Origin of the sequence: Pseudomonas parafulva NBRC 16636 = DSM 17004 (genome assembly GCF_000730645.1) — a bacterium.
In the GTDB taxonomy this organism is placed as follows: domain Bacteria; phylum Pseudomonadota; class Gammaproteobacteria; order Pseudomonadales; family Pseudomonadaceae; genus Aquipseudomonas; species Aquipseudomonas parafulva.
The window spans coordinates 151,346-174,994 of the sequence record NZ_BBIU01000004.1 but is presented as its reverse complement, the minus strand read 5'-3'; the positions used below and the strand labels follow the sequence as shown (position 1 = coordinate 174,994).

Sequence of the window (23,649 nt, the reverse complement as noted above, 5' to 3'; positions counted from 1 at the left end):
CGTCGTCGGCATGCGCGCCGCCTGGTCACAAGGAACTGCATCAGTGCATGGCTCGATCATGTCATTGCAGAAACCTTGCCAGGTCAGGCAAACCCTGGAAAAACAGCACGTTATGCTTCATGCCAGGCATTGGCCAGTCGCCAGCATGGGTGGGGCGCACCCTTTCGGTGCGCCTGGCGCCGACCCCCTGCGCGAAAAATGTGCAGCCGGTGGGTGCGTCCGGCCGTTCAGGGCTGCGTGATACACTGGCTGCCATCATTCAATTGCAGTGGACAGCCTCATGCTCGCGCCCAAAGCCCTCCTCGATGCCCTGAGCGATCAGGCCTCGCGCCTGTTCAACAGCGATACCAACCAGCCCCGCGCCGAACTCGAAAGCCAGTTCAAGGTGCTCATGCAGGGTGCCTTCAGCAAGCTCGACCTGGTCAGCCGCGAAGAATTCGACAGCCAGATGGTGGTACTGGCCCGCACCCGGGCGCGTCTGGAGGCCCTTGAGCAACAGGTGAGCGAGCTAGAGGCAAGGCTGTCCCCGAACCGCCCCGATTAACCCGCCGTCCAAGGAGAGTCAACGCGATGAAAGTCAGTGCCCGCAATACGTTCGAAGGCAAAGTCAGCAGTGTTCAACCCGGTGCGGTCAACGCTGAAGTGGAACTTACCCTGGCCGGCGGCGAGAAACTGGTAGCGGTGGTCACCATGACCAGCCTGCACAACCTGAACATCAACGTCGGCAAGCAGGCCGTGGCACTGGTGAAAGCCCCTTGGGTGGTGCTGCTCACCGACGCGGCGGGTTACAAACTATCGGCCCGCAACGCACTTGAAGGTGAAGTGGTGCGGGTGGGCGACGGTGCCGTAAACGCCGAGGTTGTGCTGAAGCTATCCGGGGGCACCGAGGTGTATGCGATCGTGACCCGCGAAGCCGTGCAGGAGCTGGGCCTGGCGCCAGGCGTGAAAGCGACCGCGTTGATCAAGGCATCGCACATCATCCTCGGCACCAAGCCCTAAAGTGGCTGGAAGGGCCGCTCAAGGCGCCTGGCGAAGGCGTGCGGGGCGGCCTTTGGCGGCAGCTCCCCGGGGCGCAGGTGGCCACGGAACAGGGCCGCACCACACTGAGTGAACAGGGTCTTTACCCGGTTGTTCGAATTGAGCACTTCGGCGTGGATGTGCTCGATCACGGAATCGCCCGGCTGCAGGGTGGCAGCATGGTTGACCCACTCGATGGCGGCATAGCGGCTTTGCCTGCGGGTGCCACGCCCCTGCATCCAGGCCAGGCCCAGTTCGGCGCTGGCCCGGGCAGCGATCCACGAGTCCGGGTGTTCCACCAGGCTCAACAGGTAGGCCACCGCCTCGGCGCGTTCCCGTGCGTGGCCAAACTGGCGCAGCAGCATGCCCAGCCGTAGCCGTGCACAAGCGTTGGTTTGCGGGTGGCCCAACGCGTCGATCAACAACCGCCGCACACCCAGCATGGTAGTACGGTCACGCAGGTTCGCATCGCTACGCATGCGCAGGCAGGCCAGCCGGTACTTGGCTTGCCGGCTCCCGGCCTCAACCGCGCGTTGTAACCAGCGCTCGGCCACTTCATCGTCCAGGTAATGTTCCGGGGTGTGGCCCAGGTCGCCATGATGCAGCTCGAACATCGCCAACGCGGCGCCCCGCAGGTTCAGTTCGGCGCAGCGCTCCAGCAGGTAGCACGCCACTTCGTGCCGGTTCGCCGACCACAGCAGGCGCACCAGGTCGAGAAGCTCGAAGCCTGGTGCCTGGCCTGCACGCTGGCGCCTGACCGCGACCTGCAGCCAGTGCCTGGCCTGCTCGCCATTACGCGCCATCCCCCACAGGCCAAAACGATAGGCAGCAGCCCGCAAGGCGCAGGCAGCAGCATGGGAGCGCCCTTCACACAGGCGCAGCATGGCCGTGTGCAACAGGGCCTGCTCATTGGCCGCCCCGCTCGCCAGCGCAACCCGCACCAGGCGGTTGAATGGCTGGCCCAGCGCCTGAATGGCCCCGATGTCAGCGTCACATGCCAGGCTCGCCACAAAATCGGCGAAGGCATCGCCACGTGCCGGTAGGGCGCAGCTTCGCAGCGCGCCACGCCAGGCCAGCACCACGGCGTTATCCCTGGGCCTGAGCGGGCGCTTGGCCCAGGCATCGCATAATGCCTGGTAATCATCGACCGTTTGCGGCTGGTCGAAGGCCGGTAACACAAGCCGGTCTTCGATGGCCATCCAGCGCAGCGCGTTGCGCAGCGCCTCACTCCAGTTTTCGCACAGCGGCCCACTGGCCAGCAGCTCCACTGCCTGCAAGCTGCCCCCCCAACGGGGCAACAGGTACTGGGCATACGCCTGGATGGCCTCGAAGCAGCCGGGCCAGGCGGCCAGGGCATGGCGCATCCAGTAGTGGTGCGGAGCCTCCTGAGGCTCGTCGTCGCGCGGCTGCAAGCCAGCCGGCAGCACTTTCGGCAGCTCTGCAAGCGGCAATACGCCATGCCTGACCAACAACGGCGCTGCTGCCTCCTGAACTTCAACATCGGCATTGGCGCTGGGCCTGAAGCGCGCGGGCTGGTGCTGGAACAACTCGATGAGCCAGCCTGGTTCACGGAAGTGAGCGCTGATGTGCAGCATGCCGATAGCCGCCGCTGCGGGTTGACGGGAATGGGCCATTGCCCGCAACAGGTGCGCCGTCGCTGTCTCGCACATCTGCTCCACAGCCAGTAAGCGCGCCGCTGTGCGCGTGCCACTCTGGTCCACCTGGCGAGCCCTGTTGAAGCAGTGAAAACCCATGACCACCTGGGGGTGATAAGCCCTGGGGCAGGCATCGATCCAGGCCTTGAGGACTTGGCTCAACGCCCTGTCGCCCTGCTCGGGGGCGACCAGCATGTGCCCCTCGACAGCGGCCATGTAGGCGGGGAATTCACCCGGCAGGGCCTGGCGCCAACGCGCCTCCAGGCTGTCGAAAAACCGATTGAGTTCAACGAATGCACTGGCCTGAACCAGCTCGCGGATCGCCTCCCGCGTGTGGGTGAGCGTTTGCACAGAGCAATACCTCAAGTCCATTTCAAGGTAGAAGCGGTGCCATCCAATGGCATCGACGGTTTGCCCAGCAACAGTAAGCCAAAGCAGCCGAGCGCGCAAAATAATTGGATCCACTTGCAGGTTAAAACGAGCAGGTGCAAATGGCTCCCAGGCTTGGAAAAAGAACGTACCACACACCCCATTTGCAGCGTGCCGTTCGCCGTAGGCGCTAAACCCCAATGAAAACTGGGGCTAGGCGTGTTTCACATACGCAATTGTGCAGCAGAAAGCGCAATCAGTCAGATCTGACAGAGGAATGCTATTTTTAACCATTAATTAGTCATATTTGACTTTTAGCAGAGAATAGAGTCTCCCCCGACGCCAATCGACTATAATGGTCAAAAATGACCAATTGAGCTGTTTATACGCTCATAATTGGTCTGATTTGGCTTTTAGCCCAGAAATCCAGGAGGACAGCAATGTCGTTCATGCATCTGCTTAGCTCTCCCGCAGAGATCGCTCGTGACGTAGGAAGAAATGCAAAAAAGCTACGGCTATCAAAAAACCTCACGAGGAAGACCTTGGCTAAGCTTTCAGGGGTGTCGGAGTCGTCGATCCAGCGGTTCGAGACGGCAGGCTCTATTACCCTTGAGTCGATGATTTTGCTGGCCACTGCGCTCGATGAGCTCACGCCTGTAACGGCCCTGTTCAGGCCCTCCCAGCCAAATTCCCTCGCAGAACTGAAAAACGCTAATCGTAAACGGGGGACCAGATGAATCCGCGCCAGGCTTATCCGAAGCTGAAGCGCTTCGAATCCCTCGAGGTCACCAAATGCGGTGTGAAAGTGGGTGATCTGTATAGGCAAGAAGGCCGTGGGATTTTTTTTACATACGACCCTGGATGGCTCGCTACAGGCTTCAACCTTTCGCCATTTACGATGAAGTTTGACGACAAACCTCAGCTCGCACGAGCGCCTGGGCTGTTCGCTGGGTTGCATGGCCCATTTGCAGACTCTCTTCCTGACGGCTGGGGGATGCTGCTTATGGACAGATTCCTTAATTCTACATTCGGTGACGGGACTGCTTACACAGTGACAGCCCTGGATCGGCTCGCGTATATGAGCGACAGAGCCATGGGTGCGTTTGAGTACCATCCAAAGGCTGAACGGGAGTCATTGCGGGGTGCAGTCAACCTTGCGGAGCTCTTTGAGGCCGCCGTGGAAGTGCTATCAGGGGAAACCTCGACGGTGCTTACCAAGCTACGGCTTGCTGGGGGATCACCTGGTGGTGCCCGTCCAAAAGCGATCGTTGCCATGTCTCCAGATGGAAGTCATGCAACGTCCGCCTTCGGGCAAATTCCGCCTGGATACGATCACTGGATCGTCAAATTCAGAGCCCCAGGTGAGCCTGTTGAAACGGGTGCCATGGAGTATGCGTACTACCTGATGGCCAGGGACGCAGGTGTCGAAATGGCTGATTCGAGTGTCCTGAACGTGACCATGCCCGATGGTAGTCGTGAGGGCTTCTTTGCGACAAAGCGCTTTGATAGAGAAGGCGATAAGAAGCTGCATATGATCACTGTCTCTGCGCTTATGTACGCGCCTTACACAGCGCCCTCCATGGACTACAGCGGGCTACTCAAGCTCACGAGCACGCTGACTCGCAGCGCCGCAGAAGTCGAAAAAATGGCCAGGGTAATGATCTTCAATGCCCTATTTCACAACTATGACGATCACACCAAAAACTTCGCCTTCATCGGCCGTGACCCAGAACGGCCTGGCGAGGAAGCCAAGTGGACGCTAGCGCCGGCATATGATCTGACGTTCTCTGAAGCCAGGGGTGAGCACACCACGGCATACGGCGGTCGAGGAAAAGCCACCAGGCAGTTGATTCAGGAACTATGCGCTGACTACAAATACCTCAAGCCGCACGACTATATAGAGCAAACGCTAGCAGCATTTGCGAAATGGGATGAAGTCTTCAGGGACGTGAGGATTCCCCTGAAAGCAGGCGCCGGTTACAAAACCGTGCTGGAAAAAGATCATATCCATTTCAACCTGGCCAGGCCCACCCGCCGATAACGCGAGTGCTTGCGCTAGTGGCTTAAGAGTACCCAGCTAGTCGTAGGGCCATATGAGGAATTGGAAGATCAGTGCTGAAATACCCTGACGCACACGTGTGGAACGCGCCTCAGCCTCACGCTCTATGCTTGCCCCAGGCCGCAGGAAGCGGCCCTTGCAGCGAACACGGAGCGTCCATGTCCTTAGCACTCGTCCACAGCCGCGCCCAGGTTGGCGTGCAGGCCCCCGCCGTCAGTGTCGAAACCCACCTGGCCAACGGCCTGCCGCATCTCACCCTGGTGGGCCTGCCGGAAACCACCGTGAAAGAAAGCAAAGACCGGGTGCGCAGCGCCATCGTCAACTCAGGCTTGAACTACCCTGCCCGGCGCATCACCCAAAACCTGGCCCCGGCCGACCTGCCCAAGGACGGTGGCCGCTACGACCTGGCCATCGCACTGGGCATCCTCGCCGCCGACGGGCAACTGCCTGCGGCCATGCTGGCGGATATGGAGTGCCTGGGCGAGCTGGCACTGTCGGGGGCATTGCGAGCGGTTCAAGGGGTGCTGCCTGCGGCGCTGGCCGCGCGCGAAGCTGGCCGGGCGTTGGTGGTGCCGCGGGAAAATGCCGAGGAAGCCAGCCTGGCCAGTGGCTTGGTGGTGTATGCGGTCGGCCACCTGCTGGAACTGGTCGCTCACCTGAACGGCCAAGTGCCACTGCCGCCCTATGCCGCCAACGGCCTGGTACTCAACCCTCGGCCTTACCCCGACCTGAGCGAGGTACAGGGGCAGTTGGCCGCCAAGCGCGCACTGTTGCTGGCGGCTGCCGGGGCGCACAATCTGCTGTTCACCGGGCCGCCCGGTACGGGCAAGACACTGCTCGCCAGCCGCTTGCCGGGGCTGTTGCCGCCGCTGGATGAACACGAAGCGCTAGAGGTGGCTGCCATCCAGTCGGTCAGCGGCCATGCGCCACTGAGTAGCTGGCCACAACGGCCCTTCCGCCACCCGCACCACTCTGCGTCAGGGCCTGCGCTGGTCGGTGGCGGCAGCCGCCCTCAACCGGGGGAAATCACCCTCGCCCACCACGGCGTGTTGTTTCTAGACGAGCTGCCGGAGTTTGAACGGCGGGTGCTGGAGGTGCTGCGTGAGCCGCTGGAGTCGGGCGAGATCGTTATCGCCAGGGCCCGGGACAAGGTGCGCTTCCCTGCCCGTTTCCAGCTGGTTGCTGCCATGAACCCGTGCCCATGCGGCTACCTGGGCGACCCCACTGGCCGCTGCCGTTGCAGCACTGAGCAAATCGCGCGCTATCGCAACAAGTTGTCGGGGCCACTGCTCGACCGCATCGACCTGCACCTGACCGTAGCCCGTGAAAGCACTACGCTGAACAGTCAGCCCTGTGGTGAAACCAGCGCAACGGTCGCCGCCAAGGTGGCGCAGGCGCGTGACGTTCAGCAACGGCGGCAAGGCTGTGCAAACGCGTTTCTGGACCTGGATGGGCTACGCCAACATTGCATCCTTGCTGCAGCCGACCAGGCATGGTTGGAAGTCGCCTGCGAGCGGCTTACCCTGTCATTGCGTGCCGCGCACCGGTTGCTGAAAGTGTCGCGCACCCTGGCCGACCTCGACCAGTGCCCGGCCATTGGCAGGGCACACCTGGCCGAGGCACTGCAGTACCGACCGGGAAACAGTTAGGCATACCCTCTCCGCCTACGTGTTTGTGCACCTTTGGTGCGCGAACGCCTTGGTGCATGGCGCGATATCGTGTCGTACAAACCAGGCGGTCGCGTGCGTCTGCCACAGGCGTTACTGGCCCGAAACAAGCGTAGGAGCGAGCGCAGCTCGCGATGCGCCGCGCGGGCGGCGCTCGGTCTCACAGGCGCAGCCTCTGTCGCGGCAAACACCTGGCCGCCCTCACGCGCCCTCAAACCGCCCCCTTCGCCAAACAATACGCTGGGACTGGAAGGTGTTCACCAGCGCACTTGCAGTACCTGTCGCAGATAAACCAGACCGATTCGCCCGCTAACGCCCAACGCTTACAACACCACCCGCAAACACTGCCCCGCGTGATACAGCGAGAACCCGGACTCATAGAACGCTGTGCGCAACGAAGGCGCACTCACCCCCTTCATCGGTGAGAACGGTATCGGCAGGCTGCCCGCCTCGCCCTTCAGCAGAAACTCGGCAAAGGCGCGGCCAATCACGGTACCGGTGGTATTGCCCCGGCCGTTGTAGCCGGTCACCGCCACCAGGCCCGGCGCTGGTTCGAACAGGCGCATCAGGTGGTCGGGGGTGAAGTCGATACAGCCGGTCCAGTGCATTTCCCACTCCACCTTGCCCAGCCCAGGGTAGTAGTGGCCCTGGATCCGGTCAGCCCAACTGCGCACAAACCACGCCGGTTTATTGTCGACCCGCCCAAGGCTACCGAGCAGCAGGCGGCCCTGGTCGTCGCGGCGGATGCTGCTGAGCACAGTGCGGGTATCCCAGGAGCCCTGCCCATACGGCAAAACCTTGTCGGCGGCTTCGCCCTGCAGCGGCTTGGAGGCAACCTGATAGTAGTAACCGCGGAAAAACTGCTTCTGCAGGTTGCTCCAGTCACCTTCCGTGTAGGCGCCCGTAGAAATTACCACTTTGCCCGCGCGCACCGAGCCGCGCGCTGTCTTCACACGCCAGGCATCGCCATCACGCTCAAGGCCTTCGACGGAAGACTGCTGGAACAGCTTGCCGCCCAGGCGCACCACGGCAGCGGCCAGGCCCTGGGTGTAGCCCATGGGGTTGATGGTGCCAGCGCGGCGGTCGAGCAGCGCGGCGGCAATTTTGTCGGTGCCGCAATACGCCTGGCACTGGGCGCCGGTCAGCAACTCCACGTCGGCACCGCGGCGGCGCCATTGCTGGTGGCGGGCCTCGAGGTCGGCGATGCCGGTGGCGTTGTGCGCCATGTGCAGCGTGCCTTTGTGCTGGGCCTGGCAGTCGATGCCCAGGCGCTCGATCATGGCGAATACTTCGCCGGGGGCATCGCCGAGCACCTTGTTCAGGCGGCTGCCCTGTTTCTCGCCCAGGGTGGCCTCGACGTCGTCGGGGCGGATCCAGGTGCCGGCGTTGACCAGGCCGACGTTGCGCCCCGAACCACCGTGGCCCACCTGCCAGGCCTCCAGCACGATCACTGACCTACCCTGTTCAAGCAAGTGAATGGCCGCCGACAGCCCGGTGATGCCACCACCGATCACGCAAACATCAGCCGTGTGCTCACCTGCCAGGGCCTGGGCGGCGACGGCCGGTTTGCTGACGGATTCCCACAAGCATTGTTGATGCAGTTCGGACATGGCCCGGCTCCAGCATTGTTGTTCTTGTTGGGGCTGTTTCACAGCCCATTCGCGGACAGCAGAGATGCTGCAGGGGCGCGCTTGCCCGCGATACGGGGGCCCAGCCCCCGGTCACGCTGCATCACAGCCTCAGTCGAACACAATCCCCTGGGCCAACGGCAATTCGCGGGAATAGTTGACCGTGTTGGTCTGGCGACGCATGTAGCCCTTCCAGGCATCAGAACCCGATTCACGCCCGCCACCGGTTTCCTTCTCGCCGCCAAATGCACCGCCAATTTCAGCGCCACTGGTACCGATGTTGACGTTGGCGATGCCGCAGTCGCTGCCCGAGGCACTCTGGAAGCGTTCGGCTTCACGGATATCCGTCGTGAAAATGCACGACGAAAGGCCCTGTGGCACTTCGTTGTTCAGGCGCAGGGCCTCTTCGAAGTCGTCATAGGCAAGCACGTAGAGGATCGGGGCGAAGGTTTCGTGGCGTACCACGTCGCTTTGCGCCGGCATTTCGGCAATGGCAGGCGACACGTAGTAGGCGTTCGGGTACTGGTCGGCCAGCTGGCGCTCGCCACCAAACACCTGGCCACCCTCGTCGCGCGCCTTGGCCAGCGCGCCCTGCATGGCGTCGAACGACAGCTTGTCGATCAGTGGGCCGACCAGGTTGTCCTTGCGCGGGTCGCCGATGCGCACCTTGCCGTAGGCGGCTTTGACGCGGGCAACCACTTCGTCCTTGATCGAGCGGTGCACGATCAGGCGGCGCAGGGTGGTGCAGCGCTGGCCAGCAGTGCCCACAGCGGAGAACAGAATACCGCGCACCGCCAGGTCCAGGTCGGCGCTCGGGGCCAGGATCATGGCGTTGTTGCCACCCAGCTCGAGAATGCTGCGGCCAAAACGGGCCGCCACACGCGGGCCCACTTCACGCCCCATGCGTGTACTGCCGGTGGCGCTGACCAGCGGCACACGCGGGTCGTCGACCATGGCCTCGCCAGCTTCACGGCCACCGATCACCAACTGGGCCAGGCCTGCCGGGGCGTCGCCAAAGGCCTTCAGGGCTTTATCGAACAATGCCTGGCACGCCAGGGCAGTGAGCGGGGTTTTCTCGGACGGCTTCCACAGCACGGCATTACCGGCCACCAGGGCCAGGGCCGTGTTCCAGGCCCAGACGGCGACGGGGAAGTTGAAGGCACTGATTACCCCTACCACACCCAGCGGGTGCCAGGTTTCGCGCATATGGTGGCCCGGGCGCTCGGAGGCGATGGTCAGGCCGTACAGCTGACGCGACAGGCCCACGGCGAAGTCGCAGATGTCGATCATTTCCTGCACTTCGCCCAGGCCTTCCTGGGTAATCTTGCCCGCTTCGATCGACACCAGCTCACCCAGGTCGGCCTTGTGCTCGCGCAGCACTTCGCCGAACAGCCGCACCAGCTCGCCACGGCGTGGGGCCGGGACGCTGCGCCAGGCTTCGAAGGCACGCTGGGCGTGATCGATGCAGGCCACGGTCTCGGCTTTGCCGAGCAGTTTCACCGAGGCGATCTGGCTGCCATCGATGGGCGTGTAAACAGGGTAATCGCCCTGGGTATGAGCCTCGGCGGCAACCCCCAGGCGCTCGAGCAGTGCGGCAACCATTGGTGTACTCCTACATCGGATGACAGGTTGGAAAATGATGTGGATCAGTATTAATCCGATCACTTCGGTGCAACAAACGACCTTTATTCCGCATATCATTCCCCCAGGTAATGATCTGAGCCACTGAGAACGCTATGTCAAAACGCCTGGTGCCTTCCATGACCGCCCTGCAGTGCTTCGAAGCTGCAGCCCGTCACCTCAGCTTCACCCGCGCTGCCGAAGAGCTGCACCTGACCCAGAGTGCCGTCAGCAAACAGGTGGCGCAGCTCGAAGACCTGTTGCGCCACCACCTGTTCCTGCGCATCCGCCGGCGCCTGCAGCTCACGCCGGCGGGCAGCCTATACCTGGCCGAAGTGAACAAGATTCTTACCCAGGTGGATATGTCCAGCCGCTACGTGCTCACCTATGGCGAACAGACCGAAATATTGAAGGTAGCCACTCAACCGAGTTTTGGCGTGCGTTGGCTCATTCCTCACCTCAAGGGCTTTGGCAAAAGGCACAGCAACATCCACCTGGACATCCGCAACGAAATGGAACCGTTCGCCCTGTTGCAGGGCTCGGCGGACGTGGTGTTCTTCTACGGCCAGGGTACGTGGCCGGGGGCCACCTGCGTGGAGCTGTTCCGCGAAGAGGTGGTGCCGGTGTGCGCGCCTGAACTGCTGGCCGGCCGCACGCTCGAGCACGCGGCGCAGCTTGCTGACCTGGTGCTGCTGCAGAGCACTTCGCGGCCCGAGGCCTGGCACGAATGGTTCGACGACTTGGGCCTGCAAAGTGTAAGTGCCTACCACGGCCCGCGTTTCGACACGTTCTACATGGCGTTAAGCGCAGCGCAGGCAGGGTGTGGGGTGGCGCTGGTGCCGCGTTACCTGGCAGCAAAGGAACTGGCCGAAGGTAGCCTGGTGGTGCCGTGGCGCCATGCCATGCGCAGCACGGGGGCACACTACCTGGCGTATGCCGAGCATGCCGCAGAGGTGCCCAAGGTGCGGGCGTTGGTGGAATGGATTGGCGAGCAGCTTCAGGCTTGCTGAGTGATTGAGGACAAGCCCGCGTCGCTAGGTCGATCAAAAAAGGAATGACCCATTCACTTTTTTTCGCTTGTGAGCGCGGTACATTCCCAGCTTTCATGTAAGTGTCCAAACCCAACCAGGAAGCTAGCGATGCCCGCCCACGATTTCGTCAGCCCCGACAGCATCCGCGCGCAGTTCTCTGCCGCCATGTCGCTCATGTACAAACAGGAAGTGCCGCTGTACGGCACGCTGCTGGCGTTGGTGAGCGAAATCAACCAGCAGGTCATGGCCCACCAGCCAGACGTGGCGCAGGCCCTGCGCTGGACGGGAGAAATCGAGCGGCTGGACCATGAACGCCACGGTGCGATCCGGGTGGGTACGGCCCAGGAGCTGGCGACCATCGCCCGCCTTTTTGCGGTCATGGGCATGCAGCCGGTGGGCTACTACGACCTCAGCAGTGCCGGGGTGCCCGTGCACTCCACCGCCTTCCGTGCCGTGCATGAACAGTCTTTGCACGTCAGCCCGTTCCGCGTTTTCACTTCGCTGCTGCGCCTGGAGCTGATCGACAACCTGCAGTTGCGCGAAATGGCCCAGGGTATCCTGGCCAAACGCCAGATCTTCACCCCTCGCGCACTCCAGCTGATCGAGCAGCATGAACGCGATGGCGGCCTGAACACCGCAGATGCCCAGGCTTTCGTACAGGAAGCCCTGCACACCTTCCGCTGGCACCGGGACGCCACCGTCACCGCCGAGCAGTACCAGCAGCTGCACGACCAGCACCGCCTGATTGCCGATGTGGTGGCGTTCAAAGGCCCGCATATCAACCACCTCACCCCGCGCACCCTGGACATCGATGCCATCCAGCTCGGCATGCCGGCCAAGGGCATCACGCCCAAAGCCGTGGTCGAAGGGCCCCCGCCCCGCCGCCACCCGATCCTGCTGCGCCAGACCAGCTTCAAGGCCCTGCAGGAAAAGGTCGCATTCAGCGGCCAGCACGGTAGCGAAGGCAGCCACACCGCGCGCTTTGGGGAAATCGAGCAACGTGGCGCGGCGCTGACGCCGAAGGGGCGCCAGCTCTACGACAAGCTGCTCGACGCCACCCGCGCCGCACTGGGTGGCGCACCCGCCGAGGCCAATGCCGCGCAGTACATGGCAATGCTCACCGACACCTTCGCCGCCTTCCCGGACGACTTGGCGCAGATGCGTGAGCAGGGCCTGGCGTACTTCCGCTACTTCGCTACCGAGAAAGGCCTGGCTGCGCGCGATCAACAAGGCAGGCCCACTACCCTGCAAGGGCTGATCGACGCAGGCCACGTGCATTTCGAGGCACTGGTGTACGAGGATTTCCTGCCCGTAAGCGCCGCCGGGATCTTCCAGTCCAACCTGGGCGACGATGCCCAGGCCGAGTACGGCAGCAACGCCAACCGCACGGCCTTCGAAGCGGCGTTGGGGTTGCAGGTGCAGGATGAGCTGGCGCTGTACGCGCAAAGCGAGCGCCGCTCGCTGCAGGCCTGTGCGCAGGCGCTGAGCCTGGCATCGCTGTAAGGCAGCAGATCGAAGGGGGCGCCTGGGGCGCCCCACCGTTTCAGCGGAAGCGGTCCACTTCCTGACGCAGCTGCGCTGCCAGCCCTTCCAGCTCCCGCGCTGTGAATGCCAGCTCGTTGGCCACCTCGCGCTGCTCACCGTTGGCCTGGGCGATGCTCTGCAAGTTGCGGCTCAGCACGGTCGCGGTGCTGCTCTGCTCCTGGGTCGCCGTACTGATCACGGCAAACTGCTCACCCGCCGCCCGGCTTTGTTCGTCGATGCGGGCGAGCGCCTGCGCGACCTTGCCATTGCGCGCCAGGCCGTCCTGCATCAGCTGGTTACTCTGCTCCAGCGTGGTGATGGCGTGCCCGGTCTGCTGCTGGATGCTGGTGATCATGCCGGAGATTTCATCCGTGGCCTGGCGGGTTCGCGCAGCCAACCCACGCACCTCGTCAGCCACCACTGCAAAGCCGCGCCCCTGCTCACCGGCACGGGCCGCTTCGATGGCAGCGTTCAAGGCCAGCAGGTTGGTCTGCTCAGCGATGGCGGTGATGACGCTGATGATGCTGCCGATCTCCTGCGAACGCGCACCCAGGCTGTTCATCACCGTGGCGGTACCACCGAGGGCATCGGCAATCTGCGTGAGCGAGTGCGATGCTTCTTCCATGGCACCGCGGCCCACGCGGGTCTGCTGGGCATTGTCGCGGGCCAAGCGCTCGGTGCCCGCCATGTTGTCGGCGATGTTCATGGAGGTGGCGCTGAACTCTTCCACCGCGCCTGCCATGCTGGTGATTTCGCCTGATTGCTGGTCCATGCCCTCGCAGGCGCCAGCCGAGAGGCCAGACAGCGAACGGGCCCGGGTGCTGACCTGCTCGGAAGCACTGCGAATATGCTCGACCATGTTCGAGAGGGCTTCACCCATCTTGTTGAAGCTGCGCGCCAACTGCCCGATTTCATCGTGGCTGGTCACGTTCAGCCGTGCGTTCAGGTCACCCGCCCCCAGCGCTTCGGCCTGGCGCACCAGGTCGTCCAGCGGGCGCAGCTTGCGCCTGAGCAACCACAGCGTCGCAGCCACGGCCATGAGCATGGCCAGCAGGCTGCCGACGGCAAGGCGCAGGCCCACGCTCCAGGTCACCTCGCGGATCTCCGCCAGCGGCATGCTCGCAACCACCGTCCAGGGCCCCTCGGCAAAGGGCGCAGTGGCGCTGTACAGCGGTTGCTCGGCATTGGCCGGCGGCACCAGCCACTGGCCCTTTTCATCCTGCAGTGCCAACGAACCGGTCTGGCCAATGCGGAAGCGTTTGAGGTTGGCGAACTGGGCATTCTGCGCATCGGTGTAGTCGAAACCCACGAACAGCACCGCGATCACCCGGCCATTGCCGTCGGTCATCGGCACGTAGCGCGTCATGTAGTTGCGGTCGAACAACACGGCGCGGCCAACGTACATCTGCCCGGCCAGCAGCTTGGCGTAGGCCGGGTGCTGGCGGTCGAGCTGGGTACCGATGGCGCGGCTGCCATCCTGTTTCTTCAGGTTGGTGCTGATGCGCACGAAATCGTCGCCGCTGCGCACAAACACCGTGGCGATACCGGCAGTCATCTGCTGGAAGTCGTCCACCTGCTGGAAGTCGTTGTTCAACAGCTGATCGCCCAGGTACAGGGCCGGGGTTGCCTGGCCTGCGACCTGCACGGTCTGCCCTGCATGCAGCGACAGCCCTGATGCGAAGCGGCGCTCGAACAGGCCGCTCAGGCGCTGGGTATTGTCCTTGAGCGAGCCGTGGAACGTGTCGAGCTGGTCGGCCAGCAAGCGCGCCTCACTGGCCAGGTGGGCCTGGCGGGTGGCGAGGTTGGCATCGTCCAGTGAACGCAGGGCAAAAAGGGTACTGCCGGAAATCACCAGCGCCAGCACGATGGCGAGGGCGATACCGAGTTGCGAGGCAATTCGGGCACGCGGTTGAGGCATGGGGAAGCTCCTGGCAAGAGGCCGGGATCATCCTGATCACGCTGACCGCCCGCTTCTATTCGACGGGAAGCGCGCCCTCTTCCGGGACGCTGGTGCCACTTGATCGGCGTCGCCGCTGAATACTTGAGTGCCGGGCAGGGATATACCGTTCGCCATCAAAGGGCTGGGAGGATCGCCACCTCGGGTAGCGCCATGGCAGCCACCTCTGCTTGCAGAAAGGCACTCAGGCGGCGTAGCCGCTCGCCGCCCGGCCGTGTGCGCGGCCATACCAGGTAGTAGTCCATGCCGCTGGGTACCGCCGTCGGCCATGGCAGGCTCATGCGCCCCTGCGCCACATCTTCGGCCACCATCGTCAGGTCGCCGATAGAAACACCGTAGCCGCGGGCCGCCGCAATCATGCCCAGTTCCAGGGTGTCGAACACCTGCCCGCCCTTGAGCGAAACCTTGCCACCCAGGCCCAGGCGCTCCAGCCATACCCGCCAGTCGCGCTTGTCCATCGTAGGGTGCAGCAGCTCGCTGCTCGCCAGGCGCGCCGCGGTCCAGGGCCCGTCATCCAGCAGCCCGGGTGCGCCCACCGGCACCAGCAGTTCGGGGAACAGCTTGCGCACCTCCCACTCTGCCGGGAACACCCCATCGCCCAGCAGCACCGCGCAATCGAAGGGTTCTTGGTTGAAGTCCACATGGTCGACGTCCATCCAGGCACTGGTCAGTTGCACTTCGTTGCCAGGCTGCAGCCGGCGGAAGCGGCTGAGCCGGGCCAGCAACCAGCGCATGGTCAGGGTGGACGGCGCCTTCATGCGCAGCATGTCGTCTTCACCGCGCAACGTGTCACAGGCACGCTCAAGCGCGGCAAAGCCTTCGCGTACACCCGGTAGCAACACCCGTGCAGCTTCGGTCAGTTGCAGGCTACGGCCACTGCGCATGAACAGGCGGCAGGCAAAGTGGTCCTCCAGCGTGCGAATGTGCCGGCTGACGGCGCTCTGGGTAATGGACAGTTCTTCGCCGGCACGGGTGAACGAGTTCAGCCGCGCCGCGGCTTCGAATGCGCGCAGGGCATAGAGGGGAGGCAGCTTGCGTTGCATGAGGCTCCTGGCAAACGGGCCCTTGGGGCAAATGATCAGGAAGCTTACATGCATGAGTGAGACTCATGCCAATGATCGCATTTATCCTTTTGTGCAAAGCTGACCCAGGCCTCAGAATCGCCCTTCGTTCCCGCCTGTCATCACCAAGGACCGCCCCATGCACGTCGCCCCCACTACCGAGTTCAAGGCATTGCTGCGCCTGGCAGGCCCGCTGATCGCCTCGCAGTTGGCGCACATGCTGATGGTACTCACCGACACCTTGATGATGGCCCGCATCAGCCCGCAGGCCTTGGCCGGTGGCGGCCTGGGTGCGGCGAGCTACTCGTTCGTGTCGATCTTCTGCCTGGGCGTGATCGCGGCGGTCGGCACCCTCGTGGCCATCCGCAAGGGTGGCAACGACATAGAAGGGGCCACGCGCCTGGCCCAGAACGGCCTGTGGCTGGCATGGGGCCTGGCGCTGTTTGCGGCGCTGGTGCTGTGGAACCTGGAGCCGGCGCTGCTGCTGTTCGGGCAAAAGCCGGAGAACGTGGCCTCGGCCGCCGAGTTCCTCACCCTGCTACCCCTGGCCCTGCCCGGCTACCTCACATTCATGGCGTTACGCGGGTTTACCAGCGCCCTGGGCCGTTCGGCACCGGTGATGGTGATCAGCCTGGTGGGCACGGTGCTCAACTACCTGCTGAACGTTGCTTTAATCGAAGGCATGTTCGGCCTGCCAAAGCTCGGCCTGATGGGCATCGGGCTGGTAACTGCCGTGGTGTCGATGGGCATGGCCATTGCCCTGGCGCTGTACATCCGCTGGCACCCGGCCTACGCCGCCTACCCACTGCGCAAAGGCCTGTCCTGCCCGTCGCTGCCGGCGTTGCGCGAGCTGTGGCGGCTGGGCCTGCCGATTGGTGGCACCTACATGGTGGAGGTGGGGCTGTTCGCATTCGCGGCGCTGTGCATGGGCGTGTTGGGCAGCACGGAGCTGGCGGCGCACCAGATCGCCCTGCAGATCGTGTCCACCGCGTTCATGGTGCCGACCGGCCTTTCCTACGCCGTGACCATGCGTGTGGGCCTGTACTTCGGTGCGGGCAACCTGCTGGCAGCCCGCAGCGCCGGGCGGATTGGCATCGCCCTGGGGGGCATGATCATGTTCGCCTTCGCCGCGCTGTTCTGGCTGCTGCCCGACGCCTTGGTGGGGCTGTTCATCGACCGGAATGACCCTGCGTTCGCGGCGATCTTCCAGCTGGCCGTGCAGTTGTTGATGGTGGCCGCCTGGTTCGAGCTGTTCGACGGCATGCAGACCATCGCCATGGGTTCGATCCGCGGGCTGAAAGACGCCAAGACCACGTTCCTGATCGGGCTGGTGTGCTATTGGCTGGTGGGCGCGCCAAGCGCCTGGCTGTTCACCTTTACCCTGGGCGGCGGCGCGGTCGGCGTCTGGTGGGGCCTGGCATTGGGCCTGGCGTGTGCAGCGGTGGCGCTTACGTTCGGCTTCGAATGGCGAATGAAGCGCATGCTGGGTAAAGCCGGCTAGCCGGCCTCGGCCTGCTGGCACTGCAACAGGAACGCCATCAGTTCGTCCACGGGCAATGGCTTGCTGACCAGAAAACCTTGCACCTGGTCACAGCCAAAGCCCCGCAACAAGCCGAGTTGCTCGTCGCTTTCCACCCCTTCAGCCACCACCTCCAGGTTGAGGTTGTGGGCCAGGTTGATCATGGCGTGCACCAGCTTGCGGTTTTCTTCGCGCATTTCCATCTCGGCGACGAAGCTGCGGTCCACCTTGAGCAGGGCGATGGGCAGGCTGTTGAGGTGCACGAATGACGAAAACCCGGTGCCGAAGTCATCCAGCGAGAAGCGCACGCCAAGGCGCCCCAAGGCGTCCATGGTCTGGCGCACCAGCTCGTTGCGGCGCATTACGGCCGTTTCGGTCAGTTCGAATTCCAGCCAGCGGGCATCGACCCCATATTCCTGAATGAGCCGGCTCAAGGTGGCCAGCAACTGGCTGTCCTGAAACTGGCGGAAACTCAGGTTGACGGCCATGTGCAGCGGCTCCAGCCCGGCCGCTCGCAGCGCCTGCATGTCCCGAAGCGCACGGGCGATGACCCAGTAGCCCAATGGCACGATCAGCCCGCTCTGCTCGGCCAGGGGCACGAACTCGCTGGGGGGCAACAGGCCACGCTCGGCATGACGCCAGCGCACCAAGGCCTCCAGACCGACGATGTGGCCGTCCGCCAGGTTCAGCCGCGGCTGGTAGTGCAGCTCCAGCTCATCGCGGCGCAGGGCACGGCGCAGCTCGCTCTCCAGATCTGCCAGGCTGCGGGCATTGCGGTTTATGCGCTCGTTGAAGACATGGTACGTACAGCCCTGGCTGCCTTTGGCCTGGCGCATGGCGATGTGGGCGTGCCACATCAGCGGGTCGGCCCCACCTTGGGCGCGGGCATGTGCCAGGCCCAGGCTGCAGCCCAGCAGTAGGCTTTCGCCGTCGATCCAGTAAGGTTCGGCCAGCGCCTCGATGATGCGTTCGGCCATCCACTCGGCGCGTTTGGGGTCGCGGCGGGTGTCGATGAGCAGGGCGAACTCGTCACTGCCCAGCCGCGCCAGCTGGTCGCCGGCTTCCAGCTGGTGGGTCAGGCGGTTGACCACCTGCAGGATCAGCCTGTCCCCACTTTGGTGGCCCAGGGCATCGTTGACGTGGCGGAAGTTGTCCAGGTCCAGGTGGCCCAGGGCCAGGCCGCGGCCTTCGTTTTCGGCCAGGCGAGCAGTGAGCAGCGCCTGGAAACCCTGGCGGTTGGCTATACCGGTGAGGGGGTCCTGCTCTGCCAGGCGCTGCAAGGTGGCCACCAGCACACCCCGCTCGCGCACATGGCGCAGGCAGCGGCGCAGGGTGTGGGCACTGAGCTGGTCACTGACCAGCCAATCGCTGACACCCGCAGGCACCGTTTCAGGTTCGTCGTTCAGCAACAAGATGGTGGGCAGCTCGCACCGGCCCGCTGCCGGCAACAGGGCCGGGGTCGCCAGCACGATCGCCTGGCGGTCCTGGCTGAACAGGCTGTCGACTGCCTCCCAGCTGGGTGCCGTTACCAGCACGGTTGTGCCGCGCAAGGCAGGCATGCACGCGTGCAGCAAAGTGGCCCATTCCGGCTCATTGGCCAACAGCAGCAAACGCAGAGGTTCGACAGGCGTAGGCAAGGGGGCTCCTTAAAGCTTTACGGTGCAACGATGAACGGCGGCCATGTTACTGCATTTAATGAAAATGATTTTCACTTTTAAAAATGTTCTTGTGTGATGTCATTCCGACGTATTTTGTCGTGCATCGTGCGCGAATCCTGACCACCCGGCAAATACGATTTTTTCAGCTGCAACCATTAGTGCCACTAATGATGCTGCAAAAGTCTGACTCGCGCGTCAGACGGTCGCGCCACAATAGGCCCATGCCTGATAGAATGCGCGGCTATTTTCTGGCGACCCCCGGTTTCTAGCATGTCCCGACTCAATCCCCGGCAGCAGGAAGCCCGTGACTATGTCGGCGGCCCTCTATTGGTGCTCGCCGGTGCAGGCTCGGGCAAGACCAGCGTGATCACGCGCAAGATTGCCCACCTCATCCAGAACTGCGGCATCCGTGCCCAGTACATCGTGGCGATGACCTTCACCAACAAGGCCGCCCGCGAGATGAAGGAGCGGGTCGGGACCCTGCTGCGCCCAGGGGAAGGCCGTGGGCTCACGGTGTGCACGTTCCACAACCTGGGCCTGAACATCATCCGCAAGGAGCACGGCAAGCTGGGCTACAAGCCAGGCTTCTCGATCTTCGATGAGTCCGACATCAAGGCATTGCTGTCGGACATCATGCAGAAGGAGTACTCCGGCGACGACGGCATCGACGAGATCAAGAACATGATCGGTGCCTGGAAGAACGACCTGATCCTGCCACCCGAGGCCCTGGAAAAGGCGCGCAACCCGCGTGAGCAAACCGCCGCGATCGTCTATACCCACTACCAGCGCACGCTCAAGGCGTTCAACGCGGTGGATTTCGACGACCTTATCCTGCAGCCGGTAAAGCTGTTCCAGGAGCATCCCGAGGTGCTGGAGCGCTGGCAGAACCGCGTGCGCTACCTGCTGGTGGACGAATACCAGGACACCAACGCCAGCCAGTACCTGCTGGTGAAGATGCTGATCGGCATGCGCAACCAGTTCACCGTGGTGGGCGACGACGATCAGTCGATCTACGCCTGGCGCGGCGCGCGCCCGGAAAACCTGATGCTGCTCAAGGAGGACTACCCCTCCTTGAAAGTGGTCATGCTGGAGCAGAACTACCGCTCCACCAGCCGCATCCTGCGCTGCGCCAACGTGCTGATCGCCAACAACCCCCATGCGTTCGAGAAGCAGTTGTGGAGCGAAATGGGTGTTGGCGACGAGATCCGCGTCATCCGCTGCAAGAACGAGGAAGCCGAAGCCGAGCGCGTGGCCATGGAAATCCTCACGCTGCACCTGCGCACCGACCGCCCCTACAGCGACTTTGCCATCCTGTACCGTGGCAACTACCAGGCCAAACTGATCGAGCTGAAACTGCAGCACCACCAGGTGCCCTATCGCCTGTCGGGCGGCAACAGCTTCTTTGGTCGCCAGGAGGTCAAGGACCTCATGGCCTACCTGCGCCTGCTGGTGAACCCGGACGATGACAACGCCTACCTGCGGGTCATCAACGTCCCCCGCCGGGAGATCGGTTCAACCACCCTGGAAAAGCTTGGCAACTATGCCACCGAACGCGGCACGTCAATGTACGCCGCCAGCGAGGAGCTTGGCCTGGGTGAGCACCTGGACGCCCGCTACACCGAGCGCCTGCAGCGCTTCAAGCACTGGCTGGACGGTGTGCGCCAGAAGGTCGCGCTGGACGACCCGATTGCCGCGCTGCACGAAATGATCCGCGACATCGACTACGAAAACTGGATTCGCCAGCAGACCGCCAGCGACAAGGCGGCCGAGTTTCGTATCAGCAACGTCTGGTTCCTGGTCGACGCACTGAAAAACACCCTCGAGAAGGACGAAGAGGGTGACATGACCATCGAGGACGCCATCGGCAAGCTGGTGCTGCGCGACATGCTGGAGCGCCAGCAGGAAGAGGAAGAAAACGCCGAAGGGGTGCAGATGATGACCCTGCACGCGTCCAAGGGGCTGGAGTTCCCCTACGTGTTCATCATGGGCATGGAGGAAGAAATCCTCCCGCACCGCTCCAGCATCGAGGCCGACACCATCGAGGAAGAGCGCCGCCTGGCTTACGTGGGCATCACCCGCGCGCGCCAGACCCTGGCCTTCACCTTTGCCGCCAAGCGCAAGCAGTACGGGGAAATCATCGACTGTACGCCCAGCCGCTTCCTCGACGAACTGCCCCCGGAAGACCTGGCCTGGGAAGGCCTGGACGATGCCCCGGTCGAGGTCAAGGCCGCACGCGGCAACAATGCCCTGGCCGACATCCGGGCAATGCTCAAACGCTGATCAACCATTACTCTTAAACGCTGCCGCTGTTTGCGGCCACCTTTGTTACATCGAGGAATACCATAGTGGAAGCACTGCATCAGAAGATTCGCGAAGAAGGCATCGTGCTTTCCGATCAGGTTCTCAAAGTCGATGCGTTTCTCAACCACCAGATCGACCCCGCGCTGATGCAACTGATTGGTGACGAGTTCGCCCGCCTGTTCGCCGACGCCGGTGTGACCAAGATCGTCACCATCGAAGCCTCGGGCATTGCCCCGGCGGTGATGACCGGCTTGAAGCTGGGCGTACCGGTGATCTTTGCCCGCAAGCACCAGTCGCTGACGCTGACCGAGAACTTGCTGACGGCATCGGTTTACTCGTTCACCAAGCAGACCGAGAACACCGTGGCCATTTCGCCCCGCCACCTCAACAGCAACGACCGCGTGCTGGTAATCGATGACTTCCTGGCGAACGGCAAGGCGTCGCAGGCGCTGATCTCGATCATCAAGCAGGCCGGGGCAACCGTGGCTGGCCTGGGCATCGTCATCGAGAAATCGTTCCAGGGTGGGCGTGCCGAACTGGACAGCCAGGGCTATCGCGTCGAGTCGCTGGCACGGGTGAAGTCGTTGGCCGGTGGCGTGGTGACGTTCATCGAGTAAGGGCCTGAACGGGCGCCGCCTGGCACCGGCCCCGCCGGTGTTCGCGGGTGCCCCCACACCGACCGGGCACGGCGCATTTCTAGGGCGCTGTGGCGGCGAGGGCGGCCAGCAACAAGCGCTGGTAAAGGTCTTCTTTCAGGCCGTCGGGCTGCTCCAGCGCCATGCGCGCCAGATGCGCCTCATAACCTTCCGGCCCGGGCGCATCGAGGGTTGCCTTGCCCAGCGCCAGCACTTCGCTCAGCTTGAACTTGCTCTTCAACCAGCCAAGTGCCCGCAGCAAGTCCTGCTCCACATCGGTGAAGTCGGTGCCCAGCGGGTACTCGGCAAACAGCTGGCTGTGCTGTGCGCGAACCGCCTCAAGGCGTTCAGGGGTGTTGTACGTGAAGCGCGCGTCCAGCTGGAAACCTTTGGCCAGCTTGCCAGCGCTTTTCGCCTCCTCCATCAGCGCCTGCTGAAAGCGTGAGTCGCACACGGCCAGCAACCGCGCAATTACCTCGCTATCGGTCTGCCCCCGTAGGTCGGCAACCCCATACTCCGTGACCACGATGTCGCGCAGGTGCCGGGGGATGGTGCAGTGGCCGTAGCGCCAGAACAGGTTAGAGGTGACCTCACCACCTGCCTCACGCCAGCTGCGCAGCAGCAGTATCGAGCGGCCGCCCTCCAGCGCATGGCCCTGGGCGACGAAGTTGTACTGCCCGCCTACCCCGCTGAGCACGCGCCCGTCTTCCAGCTGGTCCGCCACACCGGCGCCCAGCAGGGTCATGCCGAATGCCGTGTTGATGAACCGCGCATCACGGCGCTGGCGACGCTTCAGGGCTTCATCGCCATACAGTTCGTTGACGAAGCTGATGGCCGTCATGGCAAACCGTGCACGCTGCTCCAGAGGCATGTCACGCAGGCGCTGGTAAAACGACTGGGGCCCAAGGAAAAAACCACCGTGCAACACCACCTCCTGCTCGTCGGCAGTACGTCGCAGCAAGCCCGCATCGGCCAGTTCCAGCAGGCCGTTGACGAACATCTCGCTGCAGCCGTAAAGGCCCTCATCGAGCGGGGCCAGACCGCCTTCTCGCTCGATCAACGGCTGCCAGGCCCCGGCCCCCAACGCATCCATCGCCTCACGATAGGCGGCATTATCGCCCTGGCGCGCCAGCAGCGCCGCCGCTACCGCGTCGCCCATGGCGCCGATACCAATCTGCAAGGTGCCCCCATCGCGCACCAGGCTGCTGGCGTGCAGGCCAATGCAGTGGTCCTGGGTATTCACCGGCATGTTGGGCGTGGAAAACAGGCGCCGCTGCTCGGCCTCATCCAGCAGCAGGTCGAAGGCATCCATCGGCAGCTCTGCGTCGCCTGGCATGTAGGGCAGCTGGGCATGCACCTGGCCGAGCATGAGGATGGTTTCGCCTGCTGCACGCCGGCGCTCGACCATGGGCAGCAAGTCCAGGGTGATGTCGGGGTTGCAGGCCAGGCTCAGGTGCACAGGCCGTTCTGGCGTGGCGGCTACCAGTTGCGCGATCAGGTTCAGGCCCTTGGCGTTGATGTCCCGGGCGGCGTGGCTGTAATTGCTACTGACGTAGTCCTGCTGGGCCGGCTCGCTGTGCAGCAGGCTGCCCGGCTGCATGAAGAACTGCTCCACACGAATGTTCGGCGGCAGGCTGTCGTTACGCAGGTCGGCCAGGTAATCGAGCTCTTCATAGTCGGCAAAGACACGCTCGACGAAGGGCCCTAGAAAGCGCCGTTGCAGGCCATCGCCCAGCGGTGGCCGGCCGAGGGACAGCGCGGTGTAGAGGGTAAGCTGCCGCTCGGGCAGCTCGCGCACCCGGGCATAGAGGGCGTTGACGAACGCGTTGGGCTTGCCCAGGCCCAGCGGCAGGCCCATGTGGATATGGGCCGGCAGGCGCGACAGCACTTGGTCGACGGCATGTTCGACAGAGCAGAGGTGCATCGGGGCCTCCTGAGTCACCCATGG

General features: G+C 63.5%; 17 protein-coding genes and 1 pseudogene. 10 read left to right on the top strand and 8 right to left on the bottom strand.

Going from position 1 to position 23,649, the window contains the following annotated elements; translation table 11 throughout:
* Positions 1–280 precede the first annotated feature (280 nt).
* Positions 281–544 (top strand): accessory factor UbiK family protein, encoded by a 264-nt coding sequence (locus PPA02S_RS02820; RefSeq protein WP_028632928.1) that lies wholly within the window; start codon positions 281–283, stop codon positions 542–544.
* Between the two features lie 26 nt (positions 545–570).
* Positions 571–999 carry a TOBE domain-containing protein gene (locus PPA02S_RS02815; protein WP_028632927.1) on the top strand — a complete coding sequence of 143 codons (429 nt, stop codon included), beginning with the start codon at positions 571–573 and terminating at the stop codon, positions 997–999.
* Here PPA02S_RS02815 and PPA02S_RS02810 read toward each other — a convergent pair.
* Complete coding sequence (locus tag PPA02S_RS02810) at positions 996–3,023, bottom strand: DUF4034 domain-containing protein (protein WP_042141217.1); 2,028 nt, start codon at positions 3,021–3,023, stop codon at positions 996–998. The two genes, PPA02S_RS02815 and PPA02S_RS02810, sit on opposite strands and share 4 nt — an antisense overlap.
* Positions 3,024–3,481: 458 nt before the next feature.
* Here PPA02S_RS02810 and PPA02S_RS02805 point away from each other — a divergent pair, with 458 nt between their 5' ends.
* The 3 genes from PPA02S_RS02805 to PPA02S_RS02795 all read left to right on the top strand — a co-directional run bounded on the left by PPA02S_RS02805 (position 3,482) and on the right by PPA02S_RS02795 (position 6,749).
* Positions 3,482–3,778, top strand: a complete 297-nt coding sequence (locus tag PPA02S_RS02805; RefSeq protein ID WP_028632926.1) for a helix-turn-helix domain-containing protein — start codon at positions 3,482–3,484, stop codon at positions 3,776–3,778.
* Positions 3,775–5,082 (top strand): type II toxin-antitoxin system HipA family toxin, encoded by a 1,308-nt coding sequence (locus PPA02S_RS02800; RefSeq protein WP_028632925.1) that lies wholly within the window; start codon positions 3,775–3,777, stop codon positions 5,080–5,082. Before PPA02S_RS02805 ends, PPA02S_RS02800 begins: the two co-directional genes overlap by 4 nt.
* 176 nt (positions 5,083–5,258) lie before the next feature.
* Positions 5,259–6,749 (top strand): YifB family Mg chelatase-like AAA ATPase, encoded by a 1,491-nt coding sequence (locus tag PPA02S_RS02795; protein ID WP_028632924.1) that lies wholly within the window; start codon positions 5,259–5,261, stop codon positions 6,747–6,749.
* Between the two features lie 341 nt (positions 6,750–7,090).
* Here PPA02S_RS02795 and amaA read toward each other — a convergent pair whose 3' ends face one another.
* Together amaA and amaB are read right to left on the bottom strand one after the other, a co-directional pair.
* Positions 7,091–8,377, bottom strand: coding sequence for an L-pipecolate oxidase (amaA, locus tag PPA02S_RS02790; protein ID WP_028632923.1), 1,287 nt, complete (start codon positions 8,375–8,377; stop codon positions 7,091–7,093).
* Positions 8,378–8,506: 129 nt separating this feature from the next.
* Positions 8,507–9,997: an L-piperidine-6-carboxylate dehydrogenase gene (gene amaB, locus PPA02S_RS02785; protein ID WP_028632922.1), complete on the bottom strand. Its 1,491-nt coding sequence runs from the start codon at positions 9,995–9,997 to the stop codon at positions 8,507–8,509.
* Positions 9,998–10,131: 134 nt separating this feature from the next.
* Between amaB and PPA02S_RS02780 the strand changes: the two genes are divergently transcribed.
* Positions 10,132–11,025 carry a LysR family transcriptional regulator gene (locus PPA02S_RS02780; protein WP_028632921.1) on the top strand — a complete coding sequence of 298 codons (894 nt, stop codon included), beginning with the start codon at positions 10,132–10,134 and terminating at the stop codon, positions 11,023–11,025.
* A 129-nt stretch (positions 11,026–11,154) separates the two neighbouring features.
* The gene (hglS, locus tag PPA02S_RS02775; RefSeq protein ID WP_028632920.1) at positions 11,155–12,549 is read left to right on the top strand and encodes a 2-oxoadipate dioxygenase/decarboxylase HglS; all 1,395 of its coding nucleotides are present in this window, start codon (positions 11,155–11,157) and stop codon (positions 12,547–12,549) included.
* Between the two features lie 40 nt (positions 12,550–12,589).
* On the opposite strand, the gene PPA02S_RS23540 is transcribed toward hglS, so the two are convergent.
* The 3 genes and pseudogenes from PPA02S_RS23540 to PPA02S_RS02765 all read right to left on the bottom strand — a co-directional run bounded on the left by PPA02S_RS23540 (position 12,590) and on the right by PPA02S_RS02765 (position 15,570).
* Positions 12,590–13,312, bottom strand: coding sequence for a methyl-accepting chemotaxis protein (locus PPA02S_RS23540; protein WP_428829802.1), 723 nt, complete (start codon positions 13,310–13,312; stop codon positions 12,590–12,592).
* Positions 13,313–13,444: 132 nt separating this feature from the next.
* Positions 13,445–14,488 (bottom strand): annotated as a pseudogene (locus PPA02S_RS23535) (Cache 3/Cache 2 fusion domain-containing protein); the annotation flags it as partial.
* A gap of 155 nt (positions 14,489–14,643) precedes the next feature.
* Complete coding sequence (locus tag PPA02S_RS02765; RefSeq protein WP_028632918.1) at positions 14,644–15,570, bottom strand: LysR substrate-binding domain-containing protein; 927 nt, start codon at positions 15,568–15,570, stop codon at positions 14,644–14,646.
* Positions 15,571–15,727: 157 nt separating this feature from the next.
* On the opposite strand from PPA02S_RS02765, the gene PPA02S_RS02760 reads away from it, so the two are divergent.
* Positions 15,728–17,089 (top strand): NorM family multidrug efflux MATE transporter, encoded by a 1,362-nt coding sequence (locus PPA02S_RS02760; RefSeq protein ID WP_028632917.1) that lies wholly within the window; start codon positions 15,728–15,730, stop codon positions 17,087–17,089.
* Here the strand turns inward: PPA02S_RS02760 and PPA02S_RS02755 are convergent.
* Positions 17,086–18,744, bottom strand: coding sequence for a putative bifunctional diguanylate cyclase/phosphodiesterase (locus tag PPA02S_RS02755; protein ID WP_028632916.1), 1,659 nt, complete (start codon positions 18,742–18,744; stop codon positions 17,086–17,088). The two genes, PPA02S_RS02760 and PPA02S_RS02755, sit on opposite strands and share 4 nt — an antisense overlap.
* A gap of 291 nt (positions 18,745–19,035) precedes the next feature.
* Between PPA02S_RS02755 and rep the strand changes: the two genes are divergently transcribed.
* Positions 19,036–21,045, top strand: coding sequence for a DNA helicase Rep (rep, locus tag PPA02S_RS02750; protein ID WP_028632915.1), 2,010 nt, complete (start codon positions 19,036–19,038; stop codon positions 21,043–21,045).
* A gap of 65 nt (positions 21,046–21,110) precedes the next feature.
* Complete coding sequence (locus PPA02S_RS02745; protein WP_028632914.1) at positions 21,111–21,683, top strand: xanthine phosphoribosyltransferase; 573 nt, start codon at positions 21,111–21,113, stop codon at positions 21,681–21,683.
* A 79-nt stretch (positions 21,684–21,762) separates the two neighbouring features.
* Here PPA02S_RS02745 and PPA02S_RS02740 read toward each other — a convergent pair whose 3' ends face one another.
* Positions 21,763–23,625, bottom strand: coding sequence for an acetyl-CoA hydrolase/transferase C-terminal domain-containing protein (locus PPA02S_RS02740; protein WP_028632913.1), 1,863 nt, complete (start codon positions 23,623–23,625; stop codon positions 21,763–21,765).
* Positions 23,626–23,649: the final 24 nt, after the last annotated feature.